This is a genomic window from Bordetella tumulicola (genome assembly GCF_965138755.1).
Classification (GTDB): Bacteria; Pseudomonadota; Gammaproteobacteria; order Burkholderiales; family Burkholderiaceae_B; genus Bordetella_A; species Bordetella_A tumulicola.
The window spans coordinates 87,147-107,493 of the sequence record NZ_CBCSFP010000002.1 but is presented as its reverse complement, the minus strand read 5'-3'; the positions used below and the strand labels follow the sequence as shown (position 1 = coordinate 107,493).

Annotated in this window: 21 protein-coding genes; 17 read left to right on the top strand and 4 right to left on the bottom strand. The window is 60.0% G+C overall.

Annotated features, from left to right (window positions below):
- The first annotated feature begins 433 nt into the window (after window positions 1–433).
- From leuA to ACNAZS_RS06065, 11 genes are all read left to right on the top strand, one after another.
- Window positions 434–2,146, top strand: a complete 1,713-nt coding sequence (leuA, locus tag ACNAZS_RS06115) for a 2-isopropylmalate synthase (RefSeq protein WP_415787270.1) — start codon at window positions 434–436, stop codon at window positions 2,144–2,146.
- Between the two features lie 225 nt (window positions 2,147–2,371).
- Window positions 2,372–3,409, top strand: coding sequence for a LacI family DNA-binding transcriptional regulator (locus tag ACNAZS_RS06110; RefSeq protein ID WP_415787268.1), 1,038 nt, complete (start codon window positions 2,372–2,374; stop codon window positions 3,407–3,409).
- Complete coding sequence (locus ACNAZS_RS06105; protein WP_415787266.1) at window positions 3,406–4,416, top strand: ABC transporter substrate-binding protein; 1,011 nt, start codon at window positions 3,406–3,408, stop codon at window positions 4,414–4,416. The genes ACNAZS_RS06110 and ACNAZS_RS06105 overlap by 4 nt, the downstream gene beginning before the upstream one ends.
- A 45-nt stretch (window positions 4,417–4,461) precedes the next feature.
- The gene (locus ACNAZS_RS06100) at window positions 4,462–5,277 is read left to right on the top strand and encodes an ABC transporter permease (protein WP_415787264.1); all 816 of its coding nucleotides are present in this window, start codon (window positions 4,462–4,464) and stop codon (window positions 5,275–5,277) included.
- 11 nt (window positions 5,278–5,288) lie between these two features.
- Window positions 5,289–6,110, top strand: coding sequence for an ABC transporter permease (locus tag ACNAZS_RS06095; RefSeq protein WP_415788831.1), 822 nt, complete (start codon window positions 5,289–5,291; stop codon window positions 6,108–6,110).
- Window positions 6,107–7,126: an ABC transporter ATP-binding protein gene (locus ACNAZS_RS06090; protein ID WP_415787262.1), complete on the top strand. Its 1,020-nt coding sequence runs from the start codon at window positions 6,107–6,109 to the stop codon at window positions 7,124–7,126. The genes ACNAZS_RS06095 and ACNAZS_RS06090 overlap by 4 nt, the downstream gene beginning before the upstream one ends.
- A 21-nt stretch (window positions 7,127–7,147) precedes the next feature.
- Window positions 7,148–7,972: a phosphodiesterase gene (locus ACNAZS_RS06085; protein ID WP_415787260.1), complete on the top strand. Its 825-nt coding sequence runs from the start codon at window positions 7,148–7,150 to the stop codon at window positions 7,970–7,972.
- Window positions 7,973–8,102: 130 nt separating this feature from the next.
- Window positions 8,103–9,182: an ABC transporter ATP-binding protein gene (locus ACNAZS_RS06080; RefSeq protein WP_415787258.1), complete on the top strand. Its 1,080-nt coding sequence runs from the start codon at window positions 8,103–8,105 to the stop codon at window positions 9,180–9,182.
- A 10-nt stretch (window positions 9,183–9,192) separates the two neighbouring features.
- Complete coding sequence (locus ACNAZS_RS06075; RefSeq protein ID WP_415787256.1) at window positions 9,193–10,488, top strand: ABC transporter substrate-binding protein; 1,296 nt, start codon at window positions 9,193–9,195, stop codon at window positions 10,486–10,488.
- A 15-nt stretch (window positions 10,489–10,503) separates the two neighbouring features.
- On the top strand, window positions 10,504–11,379 hold the full coding sequence (locus ACNAZS_RS06070) for a carbohydrate ABC transporter permease (protein WP_415787254.1): 876 nt from the start codon (window positions 10,504–10,506) through the stop codon (window positions 11,377–11,379).
- Complete coding sequence (locus ACNAZS_RS06065) at window positions 11,376–12,176, top strand: carbohydrate ABC transporter permease (protein WP_415787252.1); 801 nt, start codon at window positions 11,376–11,378, stop codon at window positions 12,174–12,176. The genes ACNAZS_RS06070 and ACNAZS_RS06065 overlap by 4 nt, the downstream gene beginning before the upstream one ends.
- Window positions 12,177–12,236: 60 nt before the next feature.
- On the opposite strand, the gene ACNAZS_RS06060 is transcribed toward ACNAZS_RS06065, so the two are convergent.
- The gene (locus tag ACNAZS_RS06060; protein ID WP_415787250.1) at window positions 12,237–12,554 is read right to left on the bottom strand and encodes a hypothetical protein; all 318 of its coding nucleotides are present in this window, start codon (window positions 12,552–12,554) and stop codon (window positions 12,237–12,239) included.
- A gap of 16 nt (window positions 12,555–12,570) precedes the next feature.
- Window positions 12,571–12,921 (bottom strand): DUF1840 domain-containing protein, encoded by a 351-nt coding sequence (locus ACNAZS_RS06055; RefSeq protein ID WP_415787248.1) that lies wholly within the window; start codon window positions 12,919–12,921, stop codon window positions 12,571–12,573.
- A gap of 324 nt (window positions 12,922–13,245) precedes the next feature.
- On the opposite strand from ACNAZS_RS06055, the gene argS reads away from it, so the two are divergent.
- From argS to ACNAZS_RS06040, 3 genes are all read left to right on the top strand, one after another.
- On the top strand, window positions 13,246–14,928 hold the full coding sequence (gene argS / locus ACNAZS_RS06050; RefSeq protein ID WP_415787246.1) for an arginine--tRNA ligase: 1,683 nt from the start codon (window positions 13,246–13,248) through the stop codon (window positions 14,926–14,928).
- A gap of 8 nt (window positions 14,929–14,936) precedes the next feature.
- Window positions 14,937–15,623 carry an SPOR domain-containing protein gene (locus ACNAZS_RS06045; RefSeq protein WP_415787244.1) on the top strand — a complete coding sequence of 229 codons (687 nt, stop codon included), beginning with the start codon at window positions 14,937–14,939 and terminating at the stop codon, window positions 15,621–15,623.
- Between the two features lie 113 nt (window positions 15,624–15,736).
- Window positions 15,737–16,369: a thiol:disulfide interchange protein DsbA/DsbL gene (locus tag ACNAZS_RS06040; protein WP_415787242.1), complete on the top strand. Its 633-nt coding sequence runs from the start codon at window positions 15,737–15,739 to the stop codon at window positions 16,367–16,369.
- Window positions 16,370–16,414: 45 nt separating this feature from the next.
- On the opposite strand, the gene metC is transcribed toward ACNAZS_RS06040, so the two are convergent.
- The gene (gene metC, locus ACNAZS_RS06035) at window positions 16,415–17,605 is read right to left on the bottom strand and encodes a cystathionine beta-lyase (protein WP_415787240.1); all 1,191 of its coding nucleotides are present in this window, start codon (window positions 17,603–17,605) and stop codon (window positions 16,415–16,417) included.
- 218 nt (window positions 17,606–17,823) lie between these two features.
- Here metC and ACNAZS_RS06030 point away from each other — a divergent pair, with 218 nt between their 5' ends.
- Window positions 17,824–18,456 carry a LysE family translocator gene (locus tag ACNAZS_RS06030; RefSeq protein WP_415788829.1) on the top strand — a complete coding sequence of 211 codons (633 nt, stop codon included), beginning with the start codon at window positions 17,824–17,826 and terminating at the stop codon, window positions 18,454–18,456.
- 2 nt (window positions 18,457–18,458) lie between these two features.
- Here ACNAZS_RS06030 and ACNAZS_RS06025 read toward each other — a convergent pair whose 3' ends face one another.
- Window positions 18,459–19,517 (bottom strand): MBL fold metallo-hydrolase, encoded by a 1,059-nt coding sequence (locus tag ACNAZS_RS06025; RefSeq protein ID WP_415787238.1) that lies wholly within the window; start codon window positions 19,515–19,517, stop codon window positions 18,459–18,461.
- A 107-nt stretch (window positions 19,518–19,624) separates the two neighbouring features.
- Here ACNAZS_RS06025 and ACNAZS_RS06020 point away from each other — a divergent pair, with 107 nt between their 5' ends.
- Together ACNAZS_RS06020 and ACNAZS_RS06015 are read left to right on the top strand one after the other, a co-directional pair.
- Window positions 19,625–20,002, top strand: coding sequence for a MerR family transcriptional regulator (locus ACNAZS_RS06020; RefSeq protein ID WP_415787236.1), 378 nt, complete (start codon window positions 19,625–19,627; stop codon window positions 20,000–20,002).
- Window positions 19,999–20,331 (top strand): YnfA family protein, encoded by a 333-nt coding sequence (locus ACNAZS_RS06015; protein ID WP_415788827.1) that lies wholly within the window; start codon window positions 19,999–20,001, stop codon window positions 20,329–20,331. Before ACNAZS_RS06020 ends, ACNAZS_RS06015 begins: the two co-directional genes overlap by 4 nt.
- Window positions 20,332–20,347: the final 16 nt, after the last annotated feature.

Here is a 20,347-nt window from a genome sequence, read left to right as displayed (position 1 = left end):
GTTCACNNGNNNNAACCGGAGGCGATTTTTCTGCGCAACTCCCTACGGCTTTTTCCGGGCGACTCCCTCCTGCGGTTGCACTTTGCCGAAAAATATGTTCGACTAGCAACATATGGCCGATATCCGAATCTCCCTCGCGATTGCTTCCGGACGCTCCAGCGTACCGGGCGCCGGCCTGTGCGCTCGCACCTCTCTCCTCGCGCTATCGCTATACCTACCGATCGGTTGCCGGGCCTCGCGCCTGTGGTAGCTCGGCAGCCTCGTACGCCACACGTTTTCCCCCCTGTTCATCGCTTGATTCCAGTCGACCCATTCACGGTCAATTGACGGCCTCAGGATCAGACCCCTGATTAGCCTGCCGAACAGGGCATGCCGGAAAGACCAAGACCGGAATACTTCTCCCGCCACCATCGGGATCTTCGCTGAAGGTGTAATGATGCTTGCCAACCCCGCTACCAAATACGTACCGTTTGCCCCGTTCGCGCGTGATTTTTCTGAACGCACCTGGCCCAGCCGCCGCATTACGCAGCCACCCATCTGGATGAGCACCGATTTGCGAGACGGCAACCAATCCCTGATCGAACCCATGAGCATCGAACGCAAGCTGCGTTTCTTTGAGCAACTGGTCAAGATCGGCTTCAAGGAAATCGAAGTTGGCTTTCCCGCTGCCTCGCAGACGGATTTCGACTTTGTGCGCAAACTGGTCGACGAAAAGCGGATTCCGGACGATGTCACCATCATCGTCTTGACGCAATCACGCGAAGATCTGATCAGCCGGACCGTCGAGTCGGCTGCGGGCGCCAAACAGGCCATGGTGCACTTGTACAACGCCTGCGCGCCAGCCTTTCGCAAGATCGTCTTCAACATGAGCAAAGACGAGGTCAAGCAGATCGCCGTCACCGGCACGCAATGGATCATGCACTACATGGCCCAGCATCCGGAAACGCAATGGCGCTATGAATACTCGCCCGAGGTCTTCAGCACGACCGAGCCGGAATTCGCGCTGGACGTCTCCAACGCCGTGGCCGAAGTCTGGGACGCAACGCCAGATAACAAGATGGTGCTGAACCTGCCGGCCACCATCGAGGCGACGACGCCCAATCTGTACGCCGACCAGATCGAGTGGATGCACAAGAACCTGGCGCGCCGCGACAGTATCATCGTGAGCGTGCACCCGCATAATGATCGCGGCACTGCCGTCGCGGCGGCCGAATTCGCCGTCATGGCCGGCGCCGACCGTATCGAAGGCTGCCTGTTCGGTAGCGGCGAACGTACGGGTAACGTTGACTTGGTCACGCTTGCCCTGAACCTGTATACGCAGGGCGTGCACCCTGGTCTGAATTTTTCCGATATCGACGAAGTGCGCCGCTGCGCCGAGTACTGCAATCAATTGCCCGTGCATCCGCGCCATCCGTATGCGGGTGACTTGGTTTTCACGGCTTTTTCGGGCTCGCATCAAGACGCCATCAAAAAAGGCTTTGCACAACAAAAGGCCGACGCCGTCTGGGAAGTTCCTTATCTGCCGATCGACCCGGCCGACTTGGGCCGCAGCTACGACGCCGTCATCCGCGTCAACAGCCAGTCCGGCAAGGGCGGAGTGTCGTACTTGCTCGAACAAGAACACGGCCTGGTGTTGCCGCGCCGCCTGCAAATCGAATTCAGCCGCGCCATTCAGCGTGTCACGGATGAAACCGGCCGCGAGGTCACGGCCGACGACGTGCACACGATCTTCAATCGCGAGTATCTGGAACAACACACGCCCTGGACGCTGGTGCGCCACCGCATCGACGGCGATCCGAGTGCCGGCGAAGGCAAGCAATTCAACATCCAGGTCGAGCTCGACTACAACGGTGAGCGCCGCATTGTCACGGGCTCGGGCGACGGCGCCATCTCGGCCTTTGTCAATGCGCTGAATGTCCCCGTGCGCATCATGGACTATCACGAGCACGCTATCGGTACCGGCACCGATACCCGCGCGGCCAGCTATGTCGAGCTGCGCGTCGGGGAATCCGCAACGGGCTTTGGCGTGGGCATCGACCGCGATATCGTCACCGCGTCGTTCCGTGCCGTGCTTGGCGCCGTCAACCGGCACCTGGCCAGCAGTGCTGCCGAACAAACCGAAAACGAAACTGCCCAGGTTGCGTGATCCGCACCTCCGGTAAATCAAAAAGCTCGCCTTATCCGGCGAGCTTTTTTTTCGCACTCGGACGACGATAAATACGTCCGCAACATGTCGTCATGATGACCCGTATTGCGGCACCGCAACAGCGGTTTTCCTTGGCAGGGTGAAGGTCTCACGGTACCGTATCCCTGCAATGTGGCTGTCATGCATTACCCCTAGAATGAAATCGTTTTCATTGTTGAGCTTGCCGTGACTGCAAAAAACTCGCGCCGCCCGTCGATTCTGGAGATCGCCCGCCAAGCCAGCGTATCGCCCGCGACCGTCTCGCGCGCGTTCAATCAACCCGAGCTGCTGCGGCCTGAAACGCGCGCGCGTATTGACGCCGTCGCGCAACGCATCGGATTTCGCCCCAATCGTGTCGGTCGCAGCTTGCGTGCCGGGCGCACGCGAACGATCGGTCTCTTGTTACCCACGCTGGCCAATCCCGTTTTTGCGGATTGCTTCGAGGGGGCCGAACAATACGCGCGAACTGCGGGCTATAGCGTCATGATGGGCATCACAAGCTACGACCCCTCGGTCGAGTCGGAATGCGTACAGGCATTGATCGACCACCAGATTGATGGCTTGATCCTGACGGTCGGCAATCCCTCTCGCAACGCCACCCTCAAGGCTCTGGACGCGGCAAACATGCCCCATATCCTGGCCTACAACGAAACCACATCACACCCGTTTGTCTCCGTCGATAATAGGGCGGCCGCCCGCGATATGGTCACGCACCTGAACGGCTTGGGACACCGTCGTATCGCCTTTGTCAGCGGCCCGTTGACCGCGTCGGATCGCGCCCGGCGCCGACTCCAGGGTGCGCAAGCCTGTGCCAAATCATTGGGCCTGCCCGAGATCCCACACTGGGTCATGCCGGCCCATACCGAATCCAGTGCCTCGATGCTGCGTGCCATGCTGTCGGGACGCGATGCCCCGACCGCGCTGTTTTGCTCCAACGATCTGCTCGCCGCATCGGTGATCGCCCAACTGGCCGCCTTATCTATTCGCGTGCCCGATAACGTCACGGTATGTGGCTTCGACGGCGCCAGTATTGGCGCGCTCATGCTTCCACCGTTGACAACTGTGGCTCAGCCCAACCGCGAGATCGGCGCCACCGCCTGCGCGTTATTGCTGGCCAGCCTGGATGGCAACAAACCCTCGTCCGTGCGCTTGCCCCATCGTATCTCGGGTGGCGGTACCGCCACTGCTCTTTCCCTTCCCCCGACAAGGAAACGCCGCTCATGACATCGTTTATCCACCATGCGTTACGCGCTGCCGCGCTAACGCTCGCCCTGACCGGTGCTTCGGCACAAGCCCAAAACGCCATCTGCTACAACTGCCCGCCGGAATGGGCAGACTGGGGCACACAGCTGAAGGCCATCAAGAAAGCCACCGGCATTAACGTCCCCGCCGATAATAAAAACTCAGGCCAGTCGCTGGCCTCGATTGCCGCCGAGAAAGGCAATCCCGTGGCGGACGTCGTGTATTACGGCGTCACGTTCGGCATCCAGGCAGCGCAAGACGGTCTCGTACAAGACTACAAGCCGAAGCATTGGGACCAGATCCCCGATGGCATGAAAGATCCCAATGGCAAATGGTTTGCCATTCACTCTGGTGCGCTCGGCCTGATGGTCAACGTCGACGCCCTGGAAGGCAAACCCGTGCCACGCTCCTGGGCGGATCTGCTAAAGCCGGAATACAAGGGCATGGTGGGATATCTGGATCCGGCCTCGGCTTTTGTCGGCTATGTAGGCGCTGTCGCGATCAATCGCGCCATGGGTGGGTCGCTCACCGACTTTGGCCCGGCCCTCAAGTGGTTCAAGGACATGCAAAACAATCGCCCGATTGTGCCCAAGCAAACCGCTTATGCGCGCGTGCTCTCTGGCGAAATCCCGATCCTGATCGACTACGATTTCAATGCCTATCGCGCCAAATACAAGGACGGCAGCAACGTCGAGTTCGTTATCCCAGCGGAAGGCACCATTGCCGTGCCTTATGTCATGAGCCTGGTCGCTAAGGCGCCGCATGCGGAGAACGGTAAAAAAGTGCTGGATTTCACGTTGTCGGATGAAGGCCAGTCGATCTGGGCGAACGCTTTTCTGCGCCCGGTACGGCCTGAGGCCATGTCCGCCGAGGCACAAAAGAAGTTCCTGCCAGAATCGGAATATGCCCGCGTAGGCACCGTGGACTACGTCAAGATGTCGGCGGGCCAACGCGAATTCTCGCAACGGTATGCGAAAGAGGTGAACTGATGTTCCCCTTCGGGCATATGATCGCCGTCAAAAGGGTACGCTGAAATGCGGCACCGCGGATGGATGTGGTTCGCTGCGCCCGCTGCCACGCTGTTCCTGGCGTTTTGGCTACTGCCGATGGCAGGGCTGGCATTGATTGGCGGGGAAAGTCGTGACGGGCAATCCGCCTATCTGACCGTGCTGACGGGACCGCAGTATTGGATCAGTTTGTTCAATACGGTTGCCCTGGCGTTGGCCGCTACCCTGGTCACGCTGCTGGTATCACTGCCTGTGGGGCGTTTTCTAGCACGTCACAGGCACTTTACCGGGCGGCGCCTGCTGATCTCGATGCTGATGTTTCCGTTGGCGTTTCCGGGCGTCGTCGTCGGTTTTCTGATCATCTTGCTGGCGGGGCGCCAAGGCGTGATCGGTGCCCTGACCAAGTGGCTGACCGGTGACACGATGGTGTTTGCATACGGTATGGCCGGGCTGTTTCTGGGATATCTGTATTTTTCGCTGCCGCGTTGCGTGGGGGTGCTGACGGCCGCGGCAGAGCAGATCGACCAGAGCCTGCTCGAAGCCGCCTGCACCCTGGGCGCGAGCCCATGGCGGCGCTTTATGGATATCGAACTGCCTGCGTTGACGCCGGCCCTGATCGGCGCCGGCGCGATGAGTTTTGCCACGAGCATGGGCGCCTTTGGCACGGCATTCACGCTGGCCACACAAATCGATGTGTTGCCCATCACGATTTATAACGAGTTCACCAACTATGCCAACATCCCGGTCGCTGCGGCGCTGTCGATCGTGCTGGGGCTGGCGACCTGGGCGGTGCTGTATGTCGCGCATAGTCTGGCGGGCACACGTGCCGGCGCCGCGGCGTAGCGAGGCAAATGATGAATGCTTCCAAAACAGAGACCCGCCTGGGACTGACCGTGACGCTAGCCGTTGCCGCATTTTTGATCGGGCCGGTCGTACTATCGATCCTGGCCGGCCTGACCAAGAACTACTTTGTGGGCCTGTCCAGTGGGCTGACCCTGCGTTGGGTGGAGCAGGTCTGGTCGCTCTATTCCGATACCATCTGGCGTTCGTTCACGGTGGCCCTGCTGACACTGGTCATCTGCACGCTGACAGGTGTACCCGCCGCGTGGGTACTTACCCTGCATCAGGGTCGCCTCGCACGCGCGCTCGAAGAACTGTTGACCTTACCTGTAGCGGTCCCCGGCCTGGCCTCGGCACTGGCGCTGATTGTGTCGTGGGGCACCGTCGGGGGCATACGAAGCAGTATCTGGTTCATCGTTATCGGCCACGTGCTGTTCACCTTGCCCTTTATGGTGCGCGCGGCGCGCGCCAGTATGCAAGGCGCCAACCTGGCCACGCTAGATGAGGCCGCCGCCACGCTAGGCGCCACGCGCATGCAGCGCTTTATGCACATCGTCGTACCCAATGCGGCGCCAGGCATTGTCACCGGCGCCCTGACTGTCCTGACGCTTTCCATTGGCGAGTTCAATTTGACCTGGCTGCTGCACACCCCATTGACCAAGACGCTGCCCGTCGGCCTGGCCGATAGCTACGCCTCGATGCGCCTGGAAGTCGCGTCGGCCTACACCCTGGTCTTTCTGTTGATGCTGATCCCGCTATTGGTTGGCCTGCAATGGCTGGCCGTCCGGGGCGAGCGCTCAACGCAACCTCCGTCACTCGGGACCTCGTCATCATGACTGACCCTGTTGCCATTACCCTCAAGGACTGCGCCAAGACGTGGCCTAATGGAACACGTGCCCTGCACTCCATTGATCTACACGTACAAGGCGGTGAAACCGTGGCATTGCTAGGCCCGTCAGGCTGCGGCAAGACGACCCTGCTGCGCCTGATCTGTGGTCTCGAGGACGCCGACGCCGGTGCGTCGATTCGCTTTGGCAATGAGGAAGTCTCATCACTGTCGCCCGAGGCCCGCAAGGTCGGTGTCGTCTTCCAAAGCTATGCGCTGTTCCCCAATATGTCGGTCGCCGAAAATATCGCCTATGGCTTGCGCGTGCGCAATGTCAGTGCGAGCGAGCGTGCACGGCGTGCCCGCGAGTTGCTGGAACTGATGCGCCTGGAGGCTTATGCTGATAGGCGTATTGATCAATTATCCGGGGGCCAACGCCAACGCGTCGCGCTGGCCCGTGCACTGGCAATCAAGCCGCGTGTGCTGCTGCTTGACGAACCGCTGACCGCGCTGGACGCCAAATTGCGCGAACATCTGCGTGTCGAGCTGGCGCAGATGCTGCGCGAATTACACATCACCACCGTGATCGTCACCCACGATCAGGAGGAAGCCATGGTGCTGGGGGATCGCATTGCGATCATGTCGGCGGGAAAGCTGGAGCAAGTCGGGTCGGCCGAATCGTTGTATCGCGAGCCGGCCAGCGATTTTGTCGCGGAGTTTCTGGGTACGTTATGTCGCGTTCGCGCCAGATTGCATGACGGCGTCCTGGTGTCGGGAGATGAGGCGCTCGCGTTCCGTCCCCACGAGGCACGACTCGAAGCGCCGCGCGCAAACGCATTGCCCGCCCGTGTGTGCGCGCGCTTTTTTCTCGGAAGTTCGGTCCGTTATGAGATCGAACTGGATGATGGTCAGCGCTTTCCGGTAGTGGCGCCCTCGCACAGTATCCACGCGACGGGGGACACGGTCAGCGTGGCGCTGACACGACCCATCGCTGCACCTGCGTCGAACGCAGCCCCTCATTTGTGATCCTTATCTCAACGTCTCATCATGCTCATCGCACAAATCACAGACTTGCATATCCGCATGCCGGGCCAAAAGGCTTATCGCGTCGTCGAAACGGATCAGTATCTGCCCCCCGCCATCGAAACGTTGAATCGCCTGGATCCGGCCCCCGCCCTGGTTGTCATTAGCGGCGACTTGACGGATTTTGGTCGCCCCAAGGAGTATGCCCATCTGAAGCGCATGCTCGAGAGTCTGCGCATGCCGTACTTGCTCATGCCAGGCAATCACGACGCCCGCGACGCACTGGTGGCGACGTTTCCCGAACATTCGTATCTACAGGGTGCGGACGGCTTTGTTCAATACGCAATAGAAGAGCATCCTTTGCGCCTGTTGATGCTGGATACAGTTGTTCCGACGCAAAGCCACGGCGAATTATGCGAAAAGCGACTCGGCTGGCTGCGTCAACGGCTAGCGGAGCAACCCGGGCGTCCGACCGCAATCTTCATGCATCATCCGCCGTTTATCACGGGCATTGCCCACATGGACGACATCGGCTTGCTATCGGGCGCTCCCGAACTGGAGAAAATTGTCGCTGCGCATCCCAACGTGGAACGCATCTTGTGCGGTCACTTGCACCGCACCATTTTTCAACGCTTTGGCGGCGCTATCGCCTCGACATGCCCGAGTCCCGCGCATCAGGTAGCACTGGATTTACGGCCGGACGGACCCTCGGCATTTGTCATGGAACCCCCCGGTTTTCATCTGCATGAATGGCGTAATAACGTGCTTGTCACGCATCATGCGTATATCGGTGCCTATCCCGGCCCTTATCCATTTCACGAAGAAGGCGGCGTCTTGATCGACGAGTAGCGACAGGCCGAATTGACACTGCCATGTCATGTTTGCGCTGCAAAATGAAAAGGTTTTCATTGTGGTCCAGAATAAGACTCTCGCACTTCAGTTCGGTAGCGCTACGGCCATCTGACACACACGCTTGATTATGTCTACGCTCACCTTGAAAGACCTGACGAAACAGTACGGCGATGCAGCTGCCATTGAAGGGGTCAGCTTTACCGCGCCCACGGGCAGCTTCACGGTGTTGCTTGGCCCCTCGGGTTGCGGAAAATCAACGACCCTGCGCATGATCGCGGGGTTGGATACGCCAACATCGGGCCAGATTCATATCGGTGATCGCGATGTCACGCATCTGCCACCATCGCAACGCCGCATCTCGATGGTGTTTCAGTCGTATGCGTTGTTTCCGCATCTGTCGGTGCGAGAAAATATTCTATTCGGCCTGAAAGTTCGCAAAGAACCCGCAGCAGGCTATGCACGACGCCTCAAGCGCGTGTCGGACCTGCTGGGGCTATCCGCGCTGCTGGATCGCAAGCCATCACAACTCTCGGGTGGACAGCAACAACGCGTGGCCCTGGGCCGCGCGGTGATTTCGGATGCACCGGTGTGCCTGATGGATGAGCCGCTGTCGAATCTGGATGCGCAGTTGCGTCACGACATGCGGCGCGAGATTCGCGCCTTGCAACAATCGCTCGGCATCACCATGGTGTATGTCACACACGACCAGACCGAGGCTATGAGCATGGCGGATCAAGTCGTGCTGCTGCGCAACGGGCGAATCGAACAACGGGATACGCCAGATGGGCTTTATGCGCATCCCGCGACCGAATTCACGGCGCGCTTTATCGGTACGCCGCCCATGAATCTGATCGATTTGGCAGCGCCCGGCACCGACCGCGGCATTGCCGGTACGCAGGGATTGCCGGTGACAGGGACGCCAGCCGAGGCCAGGCGCCTAGGTATCCGTCCCGAACATATACACATCGACGACAACGGCCAGCCTGCCGTCGTCGAAAGCGTCGAATACTTTGGCGCGGATTCTATTGTGGTGTGCCGCATCGGCACCTGCAGTGGCGTCGCCGTGCGCGTGCCAGGACATTTGCGCGCCAACGCGGGCGACGCATTAAAGCTGGCGTGGCAACCCGAACATCAGCATTTTTTCGCCGCGGATGCGGCGGTGATTTCCCCCTCTGGGCGCTCAAGCGCCGATTCTCTGTCCATTTAGGAAAGCCATCATGCGACGCACCGCTCTCAAGGCCCTTGCAGCCAGCCTGGCTGGCGCCTTTTTTTCGTTGCCCGCCTTCGCGCAGGCCAAACCTGTCGAAGTCGAGTTCTATTACCCCGTCGCCGTGGGCGGTCCGATTACCAAGATCGTGGACGATATGGTCGCCGCGTTCGAAAAGGACAACCCCGACATCGACATCAAGCCCATCTACGCCGGGACTTATCAGGATTCGATCGCCAAGGCATTGACGGCGCTCAAGGGCGGCACGCCGCCCCAGTTGGCCGTGCTGCTGTCGACCGACATGTTCACGCTGATCGATGAAGACGCCATCACGCCAATCGATAGTCTGGCCAAATCCGACGCGGACAAAAAATGGCTGGGCGGTTTTTACGACGCGTTCATGCAAAACAGCCGCACGGGCGACCACGTGTGGGGCGTGCCGTTTCAGCGCTCGACCATTGTGATGTACTACAACAAAGATCTGTTCAAAGCTGCAGGCCTGGATCCGGAACGCGCACCCGCCACCTGGGACGAACTGGTCACATACGGCAAGAAGCTCACCAAGAAGGACGCCTCGGGCAATGTTTCTCAATGGGGCCTGGAGATTCCGTCGGGCGGCGCGTTTGCTTATTGGCTGTTCCAGGCGTTAACCACACCCAATGACGCAATCTTGATGAATGAAGCCGGCAACGAAGTCTATCTGGACAAACCCGGCGTCATCGAAGCCGCGCAGTTCTGGAATGATCTCTCGGCCAAACATGGCATCATGCCGCGCGGCACGATCGACTGGGGTACCACACCCAAAGATTTTCTCGAAAAGAAAGCGGCCATGGTCTGGACGACGACAGGCAACCTGACCAACATTCGCAAGAACGCCGATTTCCCGTTTGGCGTAGCCATGATGCCCAAGGCCAAGCGCGGTGGCAGCCCCACGGGCGGTGGCAATTTCTACATCTTCAAAAGCGGCACGCCTGAACAACAAGCCGCCGCACTGAAGTTCTCGCAATGGGCCACCTCGCCGGAACGCGCGGCGGACTGGAGCATTGCGACCGGTTACGTGGCAGTGACCCCCGCTGCCTGGGAAACCGACAAGATGAAGAAGTATGCCGAGGAAGTCCCCGCCGCCACGGTAGCGCGTGACCAATTGGAGGTCAGCGTGGCCGAGTTCTCGACGCACGAAAACCAGCGCGTGACGAAAACACTGAACGATGCGCTGCAGGCCATGCTGACGGGTTCGAAGACGCCGCAGCAAGCCTTGAGCGATGCACAGCGCGAGGCTGATCGCGTCCTGCGCGCGTATCGTTAATCAGGGCATCGTGCGATGACCAGATCCATGCAAGCCCTCTATGCCTGGCTACTGTTGTTGCCAGCAGTGGTGTTGCTGGCCGCGTTCACGCACTATCCCGCACTGGCCACACTGTGGCACAGCTTTTTCTCTACCCCGCGAGGCAGCCGGCCGGCACGCTTCGTGGGGCTCGAGAACTATGCCCTGATGATTGACGACCCCGTGTTCTGGCAAGCGCTGTGGAACAACCTGTGGTTTGCGTTGGGCACGATCCCGACCTCTATCGCGATTGCGCTCATCATGGCCCTGTGGGTCAACCGCAATCTGGCGGGCCGCGGCTTTCTGCGCATGGCGTACTTCACGCCCACCGTCTTGCCGATGGTCGCCGTCGCCAATATCTGGCTGTTTTTCTACACACCGCAGTACGGCCTGATTGCGCAAGTGCTGCAGATATTTGGTGTCTCCAGCCCCAACTGGCTGGGCTCTCGCGAGACTGCATTACCGGCCCTGATGCTGGTCACCATCTGGAAAGAGTCGGGCTTTTTCATGATTTTTTATCTGGCCGCGTTGCAAACGGTATCGCCGTCATTGCGCGAGGCCGCATTGCTTGAGGGCGCGTCACGCTGGCAGTACTTTCGCCGGATATTGTGGCCACTGTTGATGCCTACGACCTTGTTCGTCCTGGTCAACGCGTTGATCAATGCGTTCCGCCTGGTCGATCATGTGGTGGTCATGACGCGTGGCGGACCGGATAACGCCAGCACCTTATTGCTGTACTACATCTTTCAAGTGGGCTTTAGTTTCTGGGACACCTCGTATGCGGCTACGTTGACCGTCGTGCTGTTGGTGATCCTAGCCATCACCGCGCTAGTGAAGTTTCGCTGGCTTGATCGAAAGACACACTATCAATGACCCAAAAACTCGACACTCTGGGTGCCTGGCTGCTGGGCCTGTTGTGGATTCTGCCGCTGGCTTATGCCCTGTGGGCGGCATTCCATCCGCCAGCCTACGCCACCCGTTTCGAGCTGCTGGCGCCATTGACCCTGGAGAACTTCAGCCGGGCCTGGCATGCCGCGCCATTTCCGCGCTACTTCCTCAACACTTTTTTGCTGGTCACCATGGTGTTGGTCGCGCAATTAGTCCTGTCGACGCTGGCGGGCTATGCCTTTGCACGCTTTGAATTCCGCGGCCGCGACCTGCTGTTCATGTTGGTGCTATTGCAATTGATGATCATGCCCGACGTGCTGCTGGTCGAAAACTATCGCTCGATGAACCTGCTGGGTGTGCGCGACACCGTGTTCGCGATAGGCCTGCCATATTTTGCCTCGGCGTTCGGGATATTTTTGCTGCGGCAAACCTTCAAAACGGTCCCACGCGAACTAGAAGAGGCCGCCCGCGTCGAAGGCGCCGGCCCGCTGCAAATACTGATGAAGGTCTACGTGCCACTCGCCAAGCCGATCTACGTCGCCTATGGACTGGTTTCGGTCAGCCACCATTGGAATAACTTCTTGTGGCCCCTGATCATTACCAACTCAGTAGAGTCACGGCCGCTCACAGTAGGCTTGCAGGTGTTTTCGTCCACCGACCAGGGCATCGACTGGTCGGTGATCACAGCGGCCACGCTACTTTCCGCCGCACCGCTGCTGATTGGCTTCCTGCTCTTTCAACGCCAATTCGTGCAGTCATTCATGCGCGCGGGGATACGCTAGGGTCTGCACGGATCGATGCTACGTCGCATGGGCAGGTCGCCCGGGCGGGGTCGGTCGATATCAATACCCGACGGATAGCCCCGGCAGATCAACGATAATACGCGCCTTGTCCAGGGCCAGGGCGGCATGCTGGGCAAACTCCTGGCTTTCCTTGGCATCGGACGACAGGGTTTCATAGCCGAGTGCGTCCGCCACGCCCATGATTTTGTCCAGCAAGAGCACCTTGCCACTGGGCCGCAGGGGTTCACAGCCCAGAGTGTCCCAGGCCGCCTCGAACCAGTCGCGCGCATCGCTCGCCGCCTGAGGAGACGGCGCCACATCGACGGACAGGTCGACGCTGCGGCGGGCATCAAAAATGACAGTCACATCGCTGCGCATATCGAGTCTCCGGACATTACCAACCCTTGGTGGCTTCCCAAGTGACGTCGACGCCGTCCTCTAACGAGCGGCGCATCATGTCCACCAGCGGGTAAGCCCGCTGATGTAACTCAACCGTCTGGGCCATCGGTGCCACCGGCTTGTCGTCGTCTGATTTGTCGTCTTCTTCGGGGCGACCGTGATGGGCCTCGGTCTTGATCGCCGCCTCGATACCCGCAATGGCAGCAGGCAGTTGCTCGGGCGTGAATACGCCGCGCTCGGGAACGTCGTCGCTAAACGATTTACCCGCAGCGCGCAGCAACTGGGCGGCATGGACCGACAGCATCAACACTTCGGCGACAGTTTTGGAGTGAAATTTGATCAGCATATTGAGACTTTCCACAAAGGACGATTCTATACACTACCGCAATGTGCCTGACAGCGCCAATGGCAAGTTGCGAGACAAAAGCATGTCCCTCAGAACGCCGCGGCCGGCTAACCACCGTCACATTGCCGTTACACGGGGAAAACACATCAAATCACGCTATGATCTAGGGTATTCCTGTAACTGCCACAATAAAAGATGGGCGGGCGTGCATCAACCGGCACATCGCCTCCTGCAAGGCCTATTTGACCCTCCTGAAATGGGTATCCGGCATATGCAGACTGGCCTCTCGTCACTGGCACTTAACACTTTCTGCTGATTTCTCTCATGCTCCCAGAGCAACAACAACAACTCATCTCGCTGATTCACGCGGCTGTCGCGCGCTGCCTACCCGATGCTCAGGCCGAGGTACTACTGGAGCGCCCCAAGGTGGCCGCGCACGGTGATATCGCGACCAACGTGGCGATGCAACTGGCCAAACCGGCTCGCCGCAACCCACGCGAATTGGCCCAGGGCATCGTCGACGCCCTGATGGCCGAAACCTCCGCGCGAGCGCTGATCGAAAGCGCCGAGATCGCGGGCCCCGGGTTCATCAATTTCCGTATCACAGCCTCCGCTCGGCAAGCCGTTATCCAGGCCGTGGCCGATCAAGGCGAAGCCTATGGACGCACTCCCGGCCAGGGCGAGAAAGTGCTGGTCGAATTCGTTTCGGCCAACCCGACCGGTCCCCTGCATGTCGGCCATGCCCGCCAGGCCGCGCTGGGCGATGCAATCTGCCGCCTGTATGCGGCCACGGGTTGGGATGTCACCCGCGAGTTCTACTACAACGACGCTGGCAACCAGATCCGGAATCTGGCGATCAGCGTCCAAGCGCGTGCGCGCGGCATCGGCCCGGAGTCTGCGGACTATCCCGCCGACGGCTACAAAGGTGACTACATCGCCGATATCGCACAAGACTTCGTCGCCGGTAAAACGCTGCAGTCTGATGGCCAGACCATCACGGCGACGGGCGACATCGACAATCTGGACGACATTCGCATCTTTGCCGTCGCGTACTTGCGCCGAGAACAAGACCTGGATCTACAAGCGTTCGGCCTGGCTTTCGATAACTACTATCTCGAAAGCTCGCTGTACACGTCGGGTCGCGTGGAACAAACCGTGCAGGCCCTGATCGCGAAGGGCCACACCTACGAAGACGGCGGCGCGCTATGGTTGCGCACCACCGAGTTGGGTACGGGTGACGATAAGGACCGCGTCATGCGCAAAAGCGAGGGCGGCTATACGTATTTTGTGCCCGATGTGGCTTACCACAAGGCCAAGTGGGAACGCGGCTTTCATCGGGCCGTCAATATTCAAGGCAGCGATCACCACGGCACCGTGGCACGCGTGCGCGCCGGCCTGCAGGCCCTCGAAGAGGGCATCCCCAAAGACTATCCCTCGTATGTCCTGCACAAGATGGTCAAGGTCATGCGCGGCGGCGAAGAGGTCAAGATATCCAAGCGTGCCGGCAGCTACGTCACCCTGCGCGATCTGATCGACTGGGTGGGCCGCGATGCGGTGCGCTACTTCCTGATCCAGCGCCGCGCCGATACGGAATTCGTCTTCGATGTTGACCTGGCGTTGTCCAAGAGCGACGAAAACCCGGTGTATTACATCCAATATGCCCACGCCCGTATCTGCTCGATGATCGTCAACGCCGGGGCCGACGACGCCCGCATCGCACAGGCAGATACGGCTTTGTTGACCGCTCCCTCCGAGTTCGTGCTGATGCAACGCTTGGCCGGGTTCCCGCAAGTTGTGGCGCTGGCCGCTCAGGAATTATCACCGCACCATATCGCGTTCTGGCTACGCGATTGCGCCTCTGACTTCCACGCCTGGTATAACGCTGAACGTGTTCTGGTCGACGACGAACCCCTCAAATTGGCCCGCCTGCGCCTCGCCGCCACCACGCGGCAGGTGCTGGCCAACGGCCTCGCGCTGCTGGGCGTCTCGGCCCCGCAACGAATGTAAACAGCTTCATGGCAACTAAACGCAAATCAACCTCCCCCCAACAACGCGGCAGCACGATGTACGGCGCACTGACCGGACTGCTTATCGGCCTGGTCATCGCGGCAGTGGTGGCGTTCTACGTCACCAAGGCGCCTGTGCCCTTTGTCGATCGGACCGGCCGCGACCCCGCGCGCACAGCGGAACCGGATCCGCGCCAAGCGCCTGATCCTAATTTGGGTCTGTACGGGCGAGACGGCGCGGCAGGCACTCCTCCCACCGGCCCAACGGCAACCACTCCCGCGCCGCTGCCCAATTTGGCGCAAACTGCCCCGCCCCCCGTACCGGGCGCGCCGGCCGATAACAAGTCCCCTGACGAGCTCGGCGCCCTGATTGCCACGTTGCCACGCGTCAGCAGTGGCGAGCCAGCCACTGCACGTACACCCGCGCCCGCACCTGTCGCACCAAAGGCTGCGGCCTCAGCGAATGGCAAATACTTTTTGCAGGCCGGTGCTTATCGTAGTGTCGAGGACGCCGACGCCCTGAAAGCCCGCATCCTGCTGCTGGGTCTGCCCGCGGCGATACAGCGCGCCCAAGTCAATGGCATGCAAATCAACCGCGTGCGGGTCGGCCCGTTCGCGCGGCTGGACGACATGAACCGCGCTCGAACCCAGCTCGGCGAGAACAAAATCGAGTCGGCCGTGGTCCGACAACAATAACCCGGCGTTATCGCTATTGTTACCATGCATGCGATAGCCCACGGCTTGGCCCAGGAACTTATCTCCGGTACAACCTGTCTGTCACCGTAATCTTTTACTCAGGAATACGCCCAATGCAGTTCTCCATGCTTACCCGCCTCGTCGCCGCCGCCGCATTGGCCGCCTCCACCTTGTTCGCCCCTGTCAGCCACGCCCAGGGCAGCCAGCAATACATCGCGGTCAATCCGCCCTTGCCGTCGGACACCCCGGGCAAAATCGAGGTCCTGGAGTTCTTTGCCTATACCTGCCCGCACTGCGCCACCATCGAACCCATGGTGGAAAAATGGGCAAAAACGGCACCGGCCGACGTCGTGCTTAAACAGGTTCCGATTGCTTTTAACGCCAGCATGAAGCCGCTGCAGCAGTTGTACTACACACTACAGGCGCTGAACCGGCCCGATCTGCACGGCAAGGTGTTTACCGCCATGCACGTCGAGCGAAAACGCCTGTTTGACCAGAAAGCCATGAGCGACTGGGTCGCGGAACAAGGCGTCAAGCGCGAAGAGTTCGATGCGATGTTTGATTCGTTTACGGTGAAAACCCAGGTGCAGCGCGCCGATCAATTGGCCCAGGCCTACAACATCGACGGCACCCCGACTTTCAGCGTGGGAGGCAAGTTCATCACTTCGCCCAGTCTGGCCGGCAATAGCTACGAAGGCGCACTGAAAGAGGTCGATCGACTGATTCCGATGGCGCGCAATCAATAATCTTGCGCCGGGCCGCCGCGGGATTCTCGGGCGGCCCGGAATGTCTTAGCCTGCGTGATCTAGTGCTTGCGTCAGGTCCGCGATCAGATCCGCGGGATTTTCCAGGCCGATGTGCATCCGCACCAGGGCGTGCTCGCCACCGGCCCAGTATTTATGACGTGCGAGTTCGCCGCGCGTCACCCACTGCACCAGGCTCTCAAAGCCGCCCCACGAGAACCCGATCCCGAATAGCCGCAACGCGTCAACAAAGCGACGGGAGGCCTCGGGCGACAAGCGCAGCTCGACGGCCAGCATGCCATTAGAGCCAGTGCAATCCCGTTGCCACAGCGCATGGCCCGCATCGTCCCGCCAGGCGGGATGATAGATGCGCGCCACTTCGGGGCGCCCCGCCAGGAACTCGCATACCTGCAACGCATTGTGCGCGTGCTGCGTCATGCGGATGGGCAAAGTACGCACACCTCGCAGAGCCAGCCAGGCATCATCGGCACTGATCGAATATCCCATGGCGTACTGCGCACGATTGATACGCTGTGCCAGGTCTGCATCATTGGTCACGACGGCCCCCAACATCAGGTCGGAATGGCCGCCAACGTACTTAGTGCCGGCCACCACAGAGACCTGGGCGCCCAGGGCCAGGGGACGATAGATGTAGCCCGATCCCCAGGTATTGTCGCAAGCCAACACTAAATCATGACGCCGGGCAAAATGCGCCAGCGCCGGGAGATCCAGCATCTGAAATAGCAGCGACCCCGGAGACTCGACGTACAGCATCCGGGTGTTGGGTCGTACCAAAGATTCCAGATCATCATCGGCCGAGAAGTAGGTGATCTCGATGTTCAGCCGTTTGAGCACGGCAGCCTCTAGCTCATACACCGGGCCATACACACAATCGGCCACCAGCGCGTGATCGCCGGCAGACAGCAGCGACAACATCACCATGGTGATGCCTGCCATGCCCGAAGACGCCAGATAGGCATGCGTGCCACCTTCGAGCTCACAGAACACCTGCTCCAGCGCCGCGTGCGTGTCCAGGCCCATGCGTCCATAGGTCGCGGCACGCTGACCCGCTGCCTTGCGACGCTGCGTGGCTTCGAGCGCGTCCAGGCTCTCAAAACGTACCGTACTGGCTCGCATGGACGGCAAATTCACCGGGGCGGAGCCCGTCTGCGAGTTGAAGGGCGCCGTGGCAGTGTGCTGCAACAAGGTGTCGATATGCGGAACGGGATCTTTGGCCATAGGGGTACGATAAAATTTGGCAAAAAACAGTCGGAACCCCGATATTAGGAGATTCGCCTTATCTATGCCGACTTGTCGCGTGCTTCGCGGATGATATCCGACACGCAGATGGGCGACGTTGATGGCAAACCGCGTCGAACCGATTGCCCGGTTCGACAGGCCGCAGTACCCTTGAAACCCGCTCTGACCGGATGGCGCGCACCGCCCGCCCCTGCATCATGCTGCCCTTTGATACGCTGCTTGCTTTCTTCGGAATCGCGATTGTGCTGGCCCTGACACCCGGGCCCGACAATTTGTTCGTCTTGATGCAATCTGCCTTGTGGGGACGATCAGCCGGCATGTGCGTCGTCCTTGGACTGTGCACCGGTGTATTGGGGCATACCGCGGCCGTCGCGATTGGCCTGGCGGCAATTTTTGCGACATCTACGTACGCCTTTACCATCCTGAAACTGGCAGGCGCGGCCTACTTGGCCTATCTGGCCTGGCAAGCACTACGGGCACGCGGCAGCCCCGTCGGCGCTGAACGTCCCACCGCGATGGCGCCCGGCGCGCTCTACCGGCGCGGCGTCATCATGAGCCTGACCAATCCCAAGGTGCTGTTGTTTTTCTTTGCTTTTCTACCGCAATTCACGTCACCCAAGCCCGAATACGGGTCAGTGGGCCTGCAAACGGCCGTATTGGGCGTGATATTCATGGTCGCCGCACTATTGATTTTCAGTACGATCGCGTTCTTTTCCGGCGCCTTTGGGCAATTGCTGCAACGCTCGCCCACGGCAACCCGCTGGTTGAACCGCGTAACGGGAGTCGTGTTTCTGGGGCTGGCCATCCGCTTGGCGACAGCCAGCCGCTAAGCTCAACGCGCAGTGAATCTGATGATCCCGTCTTCGCCCGTCTGACGGATCAGCTTGCCCTCAAAGTACAGAGTATGCAAATGCGCCAATGCCTCGCCCATGGCGAAGGTCAGTTGGTGCAGATCGAGTTTGCGCTTGAACAGCACCGGCACGATGTCCGCCGTCGATTGGGGTTGCGCACAAGCCTCCAGCACCTCGGCCAGACGATCGGCATGGTGTTGATGCTGCTGGGCAATGCGCTCGTGCAACCCCTTGAACGGACGTCCGTGCGAGGGCAGCACCAACGTATCGGCTGGCAGGTCGGCGTAATCATCCAGCGAACGCAGATACAAGAACAAGGGGTCGGACTCCGGCTCGTAGGCGAAGACACTGACGTTGGTCGAAATACGCGGCAGCACCATATCGCCCGAGATTAAAACTGCCAGATCCGGGCTATAGAGCGAGACATGCTCGGGCGCATGCCCGTATCCCACAATGACACGCCAATCATGGCCGCCGATGGCGACTTGGTCCCCATGTAGCACACGGATGTATTCGCTGGGCATGGACGGCACCAGATTGGGGTAATAGCCTGCCCGAGCACGGATCTGCTCCAGCGCCTCGACGTCGGTCAACCCATGTCGCGAGAAATGATCGACGCCCGCTTGCCCGTTCGGCCCGCCCCCGGTTGCTTGCGATGACCACAACACGGCGGTCATGTAGTCGGTCATGCTCATCCACAGCGGCGCATTCCAGCGCTCGCAGAGCCAATGCGCCAGGCCAACATGATCGGGATGCATATGCGTCACGATCACCCTCAGCACCGGCAGCCCTTCCAGCTCATTGGTAAAAACCTGATCCCACAACGTGCGGACCTCGTCACGACTGATGCCACAGTCAACAATAGTCCAACCCTGGCGGCCGTCTATCTCATCGCGCAGCAGCCACAAATTGATGTGGTCCAACGCAAAGGGCAACGGCATGCGGATCCATTTCACGCCCGGGGCGACCTCTTGGGCAAAACCGGGTTCAGGTTGTCCATCCCCCCACGGATACTGCAATTGATGCTCGTTGGGATTCATAGGGAATATCTCGATTAGGCTGTTGAACAGGATGAATGATGAAGAGCACGCTTGACGATTGTTCCAGACCATCATAATTTACGTTTACGTAAACTGCCAAACCTCGCATGCCACCGACCTGGACCATTTCCGAGCTCTCCCGCGAGTTCGACATCACGCCACGCACGATCCGCTTCTATGAAGATCAGGGGATCGTCAGTCCAACGCGTGATGGCCGCAACCGTGTGTACAGCCCGCGGGACCGTACCCGCCTGAAACTGGCGCTAAGGGGCAAGCGGTTAGGGCTGCAACTCTCGGAAATTCGCGCGCTGATCGACATGTATGACAGCCCGAGCGACAACGCGATGCAATTGCGCCAGTACCTGGACGTGCTGACCAAACACCGTACCGCATTGGAACAACAGCGCCGCGACATCGAGGACACCCTGTCCGAAATCACAGAGCAGGAACGGCAGTGCCACTTGCTACTGAGACAGAAGCCGTGACCCTGCTGCATACGCTGGGGTTGTACGCCCTGACCGCATTGGCCGAGATCGTCGGGTGTTATCTGCCCTATCTGTGGCTCAAACAGGGCTATTCCGCATGGCTGCTGCTGCCGGCGGCGTTAAGCTTGGCGCTGTTTGTCTGGTTATTGACCTTGCACCCCACGGCGTCAGGCCGCGTCTACGCCGCCTATGGCGGCGTGTACGTCAGCGCGGCGCTACTGTGGCTATGGGCGGTGGATGGCGTACGTCCCGCCCTGACGGATTGGGCGGGTGTCGGCCTGTGCCTGGCCGGCATGGCCTTGATCATGACGGGACCGCGCACAGCGTAGTCTGAAGACACTACGC

Bases quoted from the DNA above. Each gene is read 5' to 3' on its own strand.
- ACNAZS_RS06040 (WP_415787242.1), top strand. From the start codon at position 15,737: ATGCAGTTCTCCATGCTTACCCGCCTCGTCGCCGCCGCCGCATTGGCC.
- ACNAZS_RS06020 (WP_415787236.1), top strand. From the start codon at position 19,625: ATGCCACCGACCTGGACCATTTCCGAGCTCTCCCGCGAGTTCGACATC.
- ACNAZS_RS06090 (WP_415787262.1), top strand. From the start codon at position 6,107: ATGACTGACCCTGTTGCCATTACCCTCAAGGACTGCGCCAAGACGTGG.
- ACNAZS_RS06055 (WP_415787248.1), bottom strand. From the start codon at position 12,921: ATGCTGATCAAATTTCACTCCAAAACTGTCGCCGAAGTGTTGATGCTG.
- leuA (WP_415787270.1), top strand. From the start codon at position 434: ATGATGCTTGCCAACCCCGCTACCAAATACGTACCGTTTGCCCCGTTC.
- ACNAZS_RS06105 (WP_415787266.1), top strand. From the start codon at position 3,406: ATGACATCGTTTATCCACCATGCGTTACGCGCTGCCGCGCTAACGCTC.
- ACNAZS_RS06045 (WP_415787244.1), top strand. From the start codon at position 14,937: ATGGCAACTAAACGCAAATCAACCTCCCCCCAACAACGCGGCAGCACG.
- ACNAZS_RS06080 (WP_415787258.1), top strand. From the start codon at position 8,103: ATGTCTACGCTCACCTTGAAAGACCTGACGAAACAGTACGGCGATGCA.
- ACNAZS_RS06025 (WP_415787238.1), bottom strand. From the start codon at position 19,517: ATGAATCCCAACGAGCATCAATTGCAGTATCCGTGGGGGGATGGACAA.
- ACNAZS_RS06075 (WP_415787256.1), top strand. From the start codon at position 9,193: ATGCGACGCACCGCTCTCAAGGCCCTTGCAGCCAGCCTGGCTGGCGCC.
- metC (WP_415787240.1), bottom strand. From the start codon at position 17,605: ATGGCCAAAGATCCCGTTCCGCATATCGACACCTTGTTGCAGCACACT.
- ACNAZS_RS06030 (WP_415788829.1), top strand. From the start codon at position 17,824: ATGCTGCCCTTTGATACGCTGCTTGCTTTCTTCGGAATCGCGATTGTG.
- ACNAZS_RS06070 (WP_415787254.1), top strand. From the start codon at position 10,504: ATGACCAGATCCATGCAAGCCCTCTATGCCTGGCTACTGTTGTTGCCA.
- ACNAZS_RS06095 (WP_415788831.1), top strand. From the start codon at position 5,289: ATGAATGCTTCCAAAACAGAGACCCGCCTGGGACTGACCGTGACGCTA.
- ACNAZS_RS06085 (WP_415787260.1), top strand. From the start codon at position 7,148: ATGCTCATCGCACAAATCACAGACTTGCATATCCGCATGCCGGGCCAA.
- ACNAZS_RS06060 (WP_415787250.1), bottom strand. From the start codon at position 12,554: ATGCGCAGCGATGTGACTGTCATTTTTGATGCCCGCCGCAGCGTCGAC.
- argS (WP_415787246.1), top strand. From the start codon at position 13,246: ATGCTCCCAGAGCAACAACAACAACTCATCTCGCTGATTCACGCGGCT.
- ACNAZS_RS06100 (WP_415787264.1), top strand. From the start codon at position 4,462: ATGCGGCACCGCGGATGGATGTGGTTCGCTGCGCCCGCTGCCACGCTG.
- ACNAZS_RS06065 (WP_415787252.1), top strand. From the start codon at position 11,376: ATGACCCAAAAACTCGACACTCTGGGTGCCTGGCTGCTGGGCCTGTTG.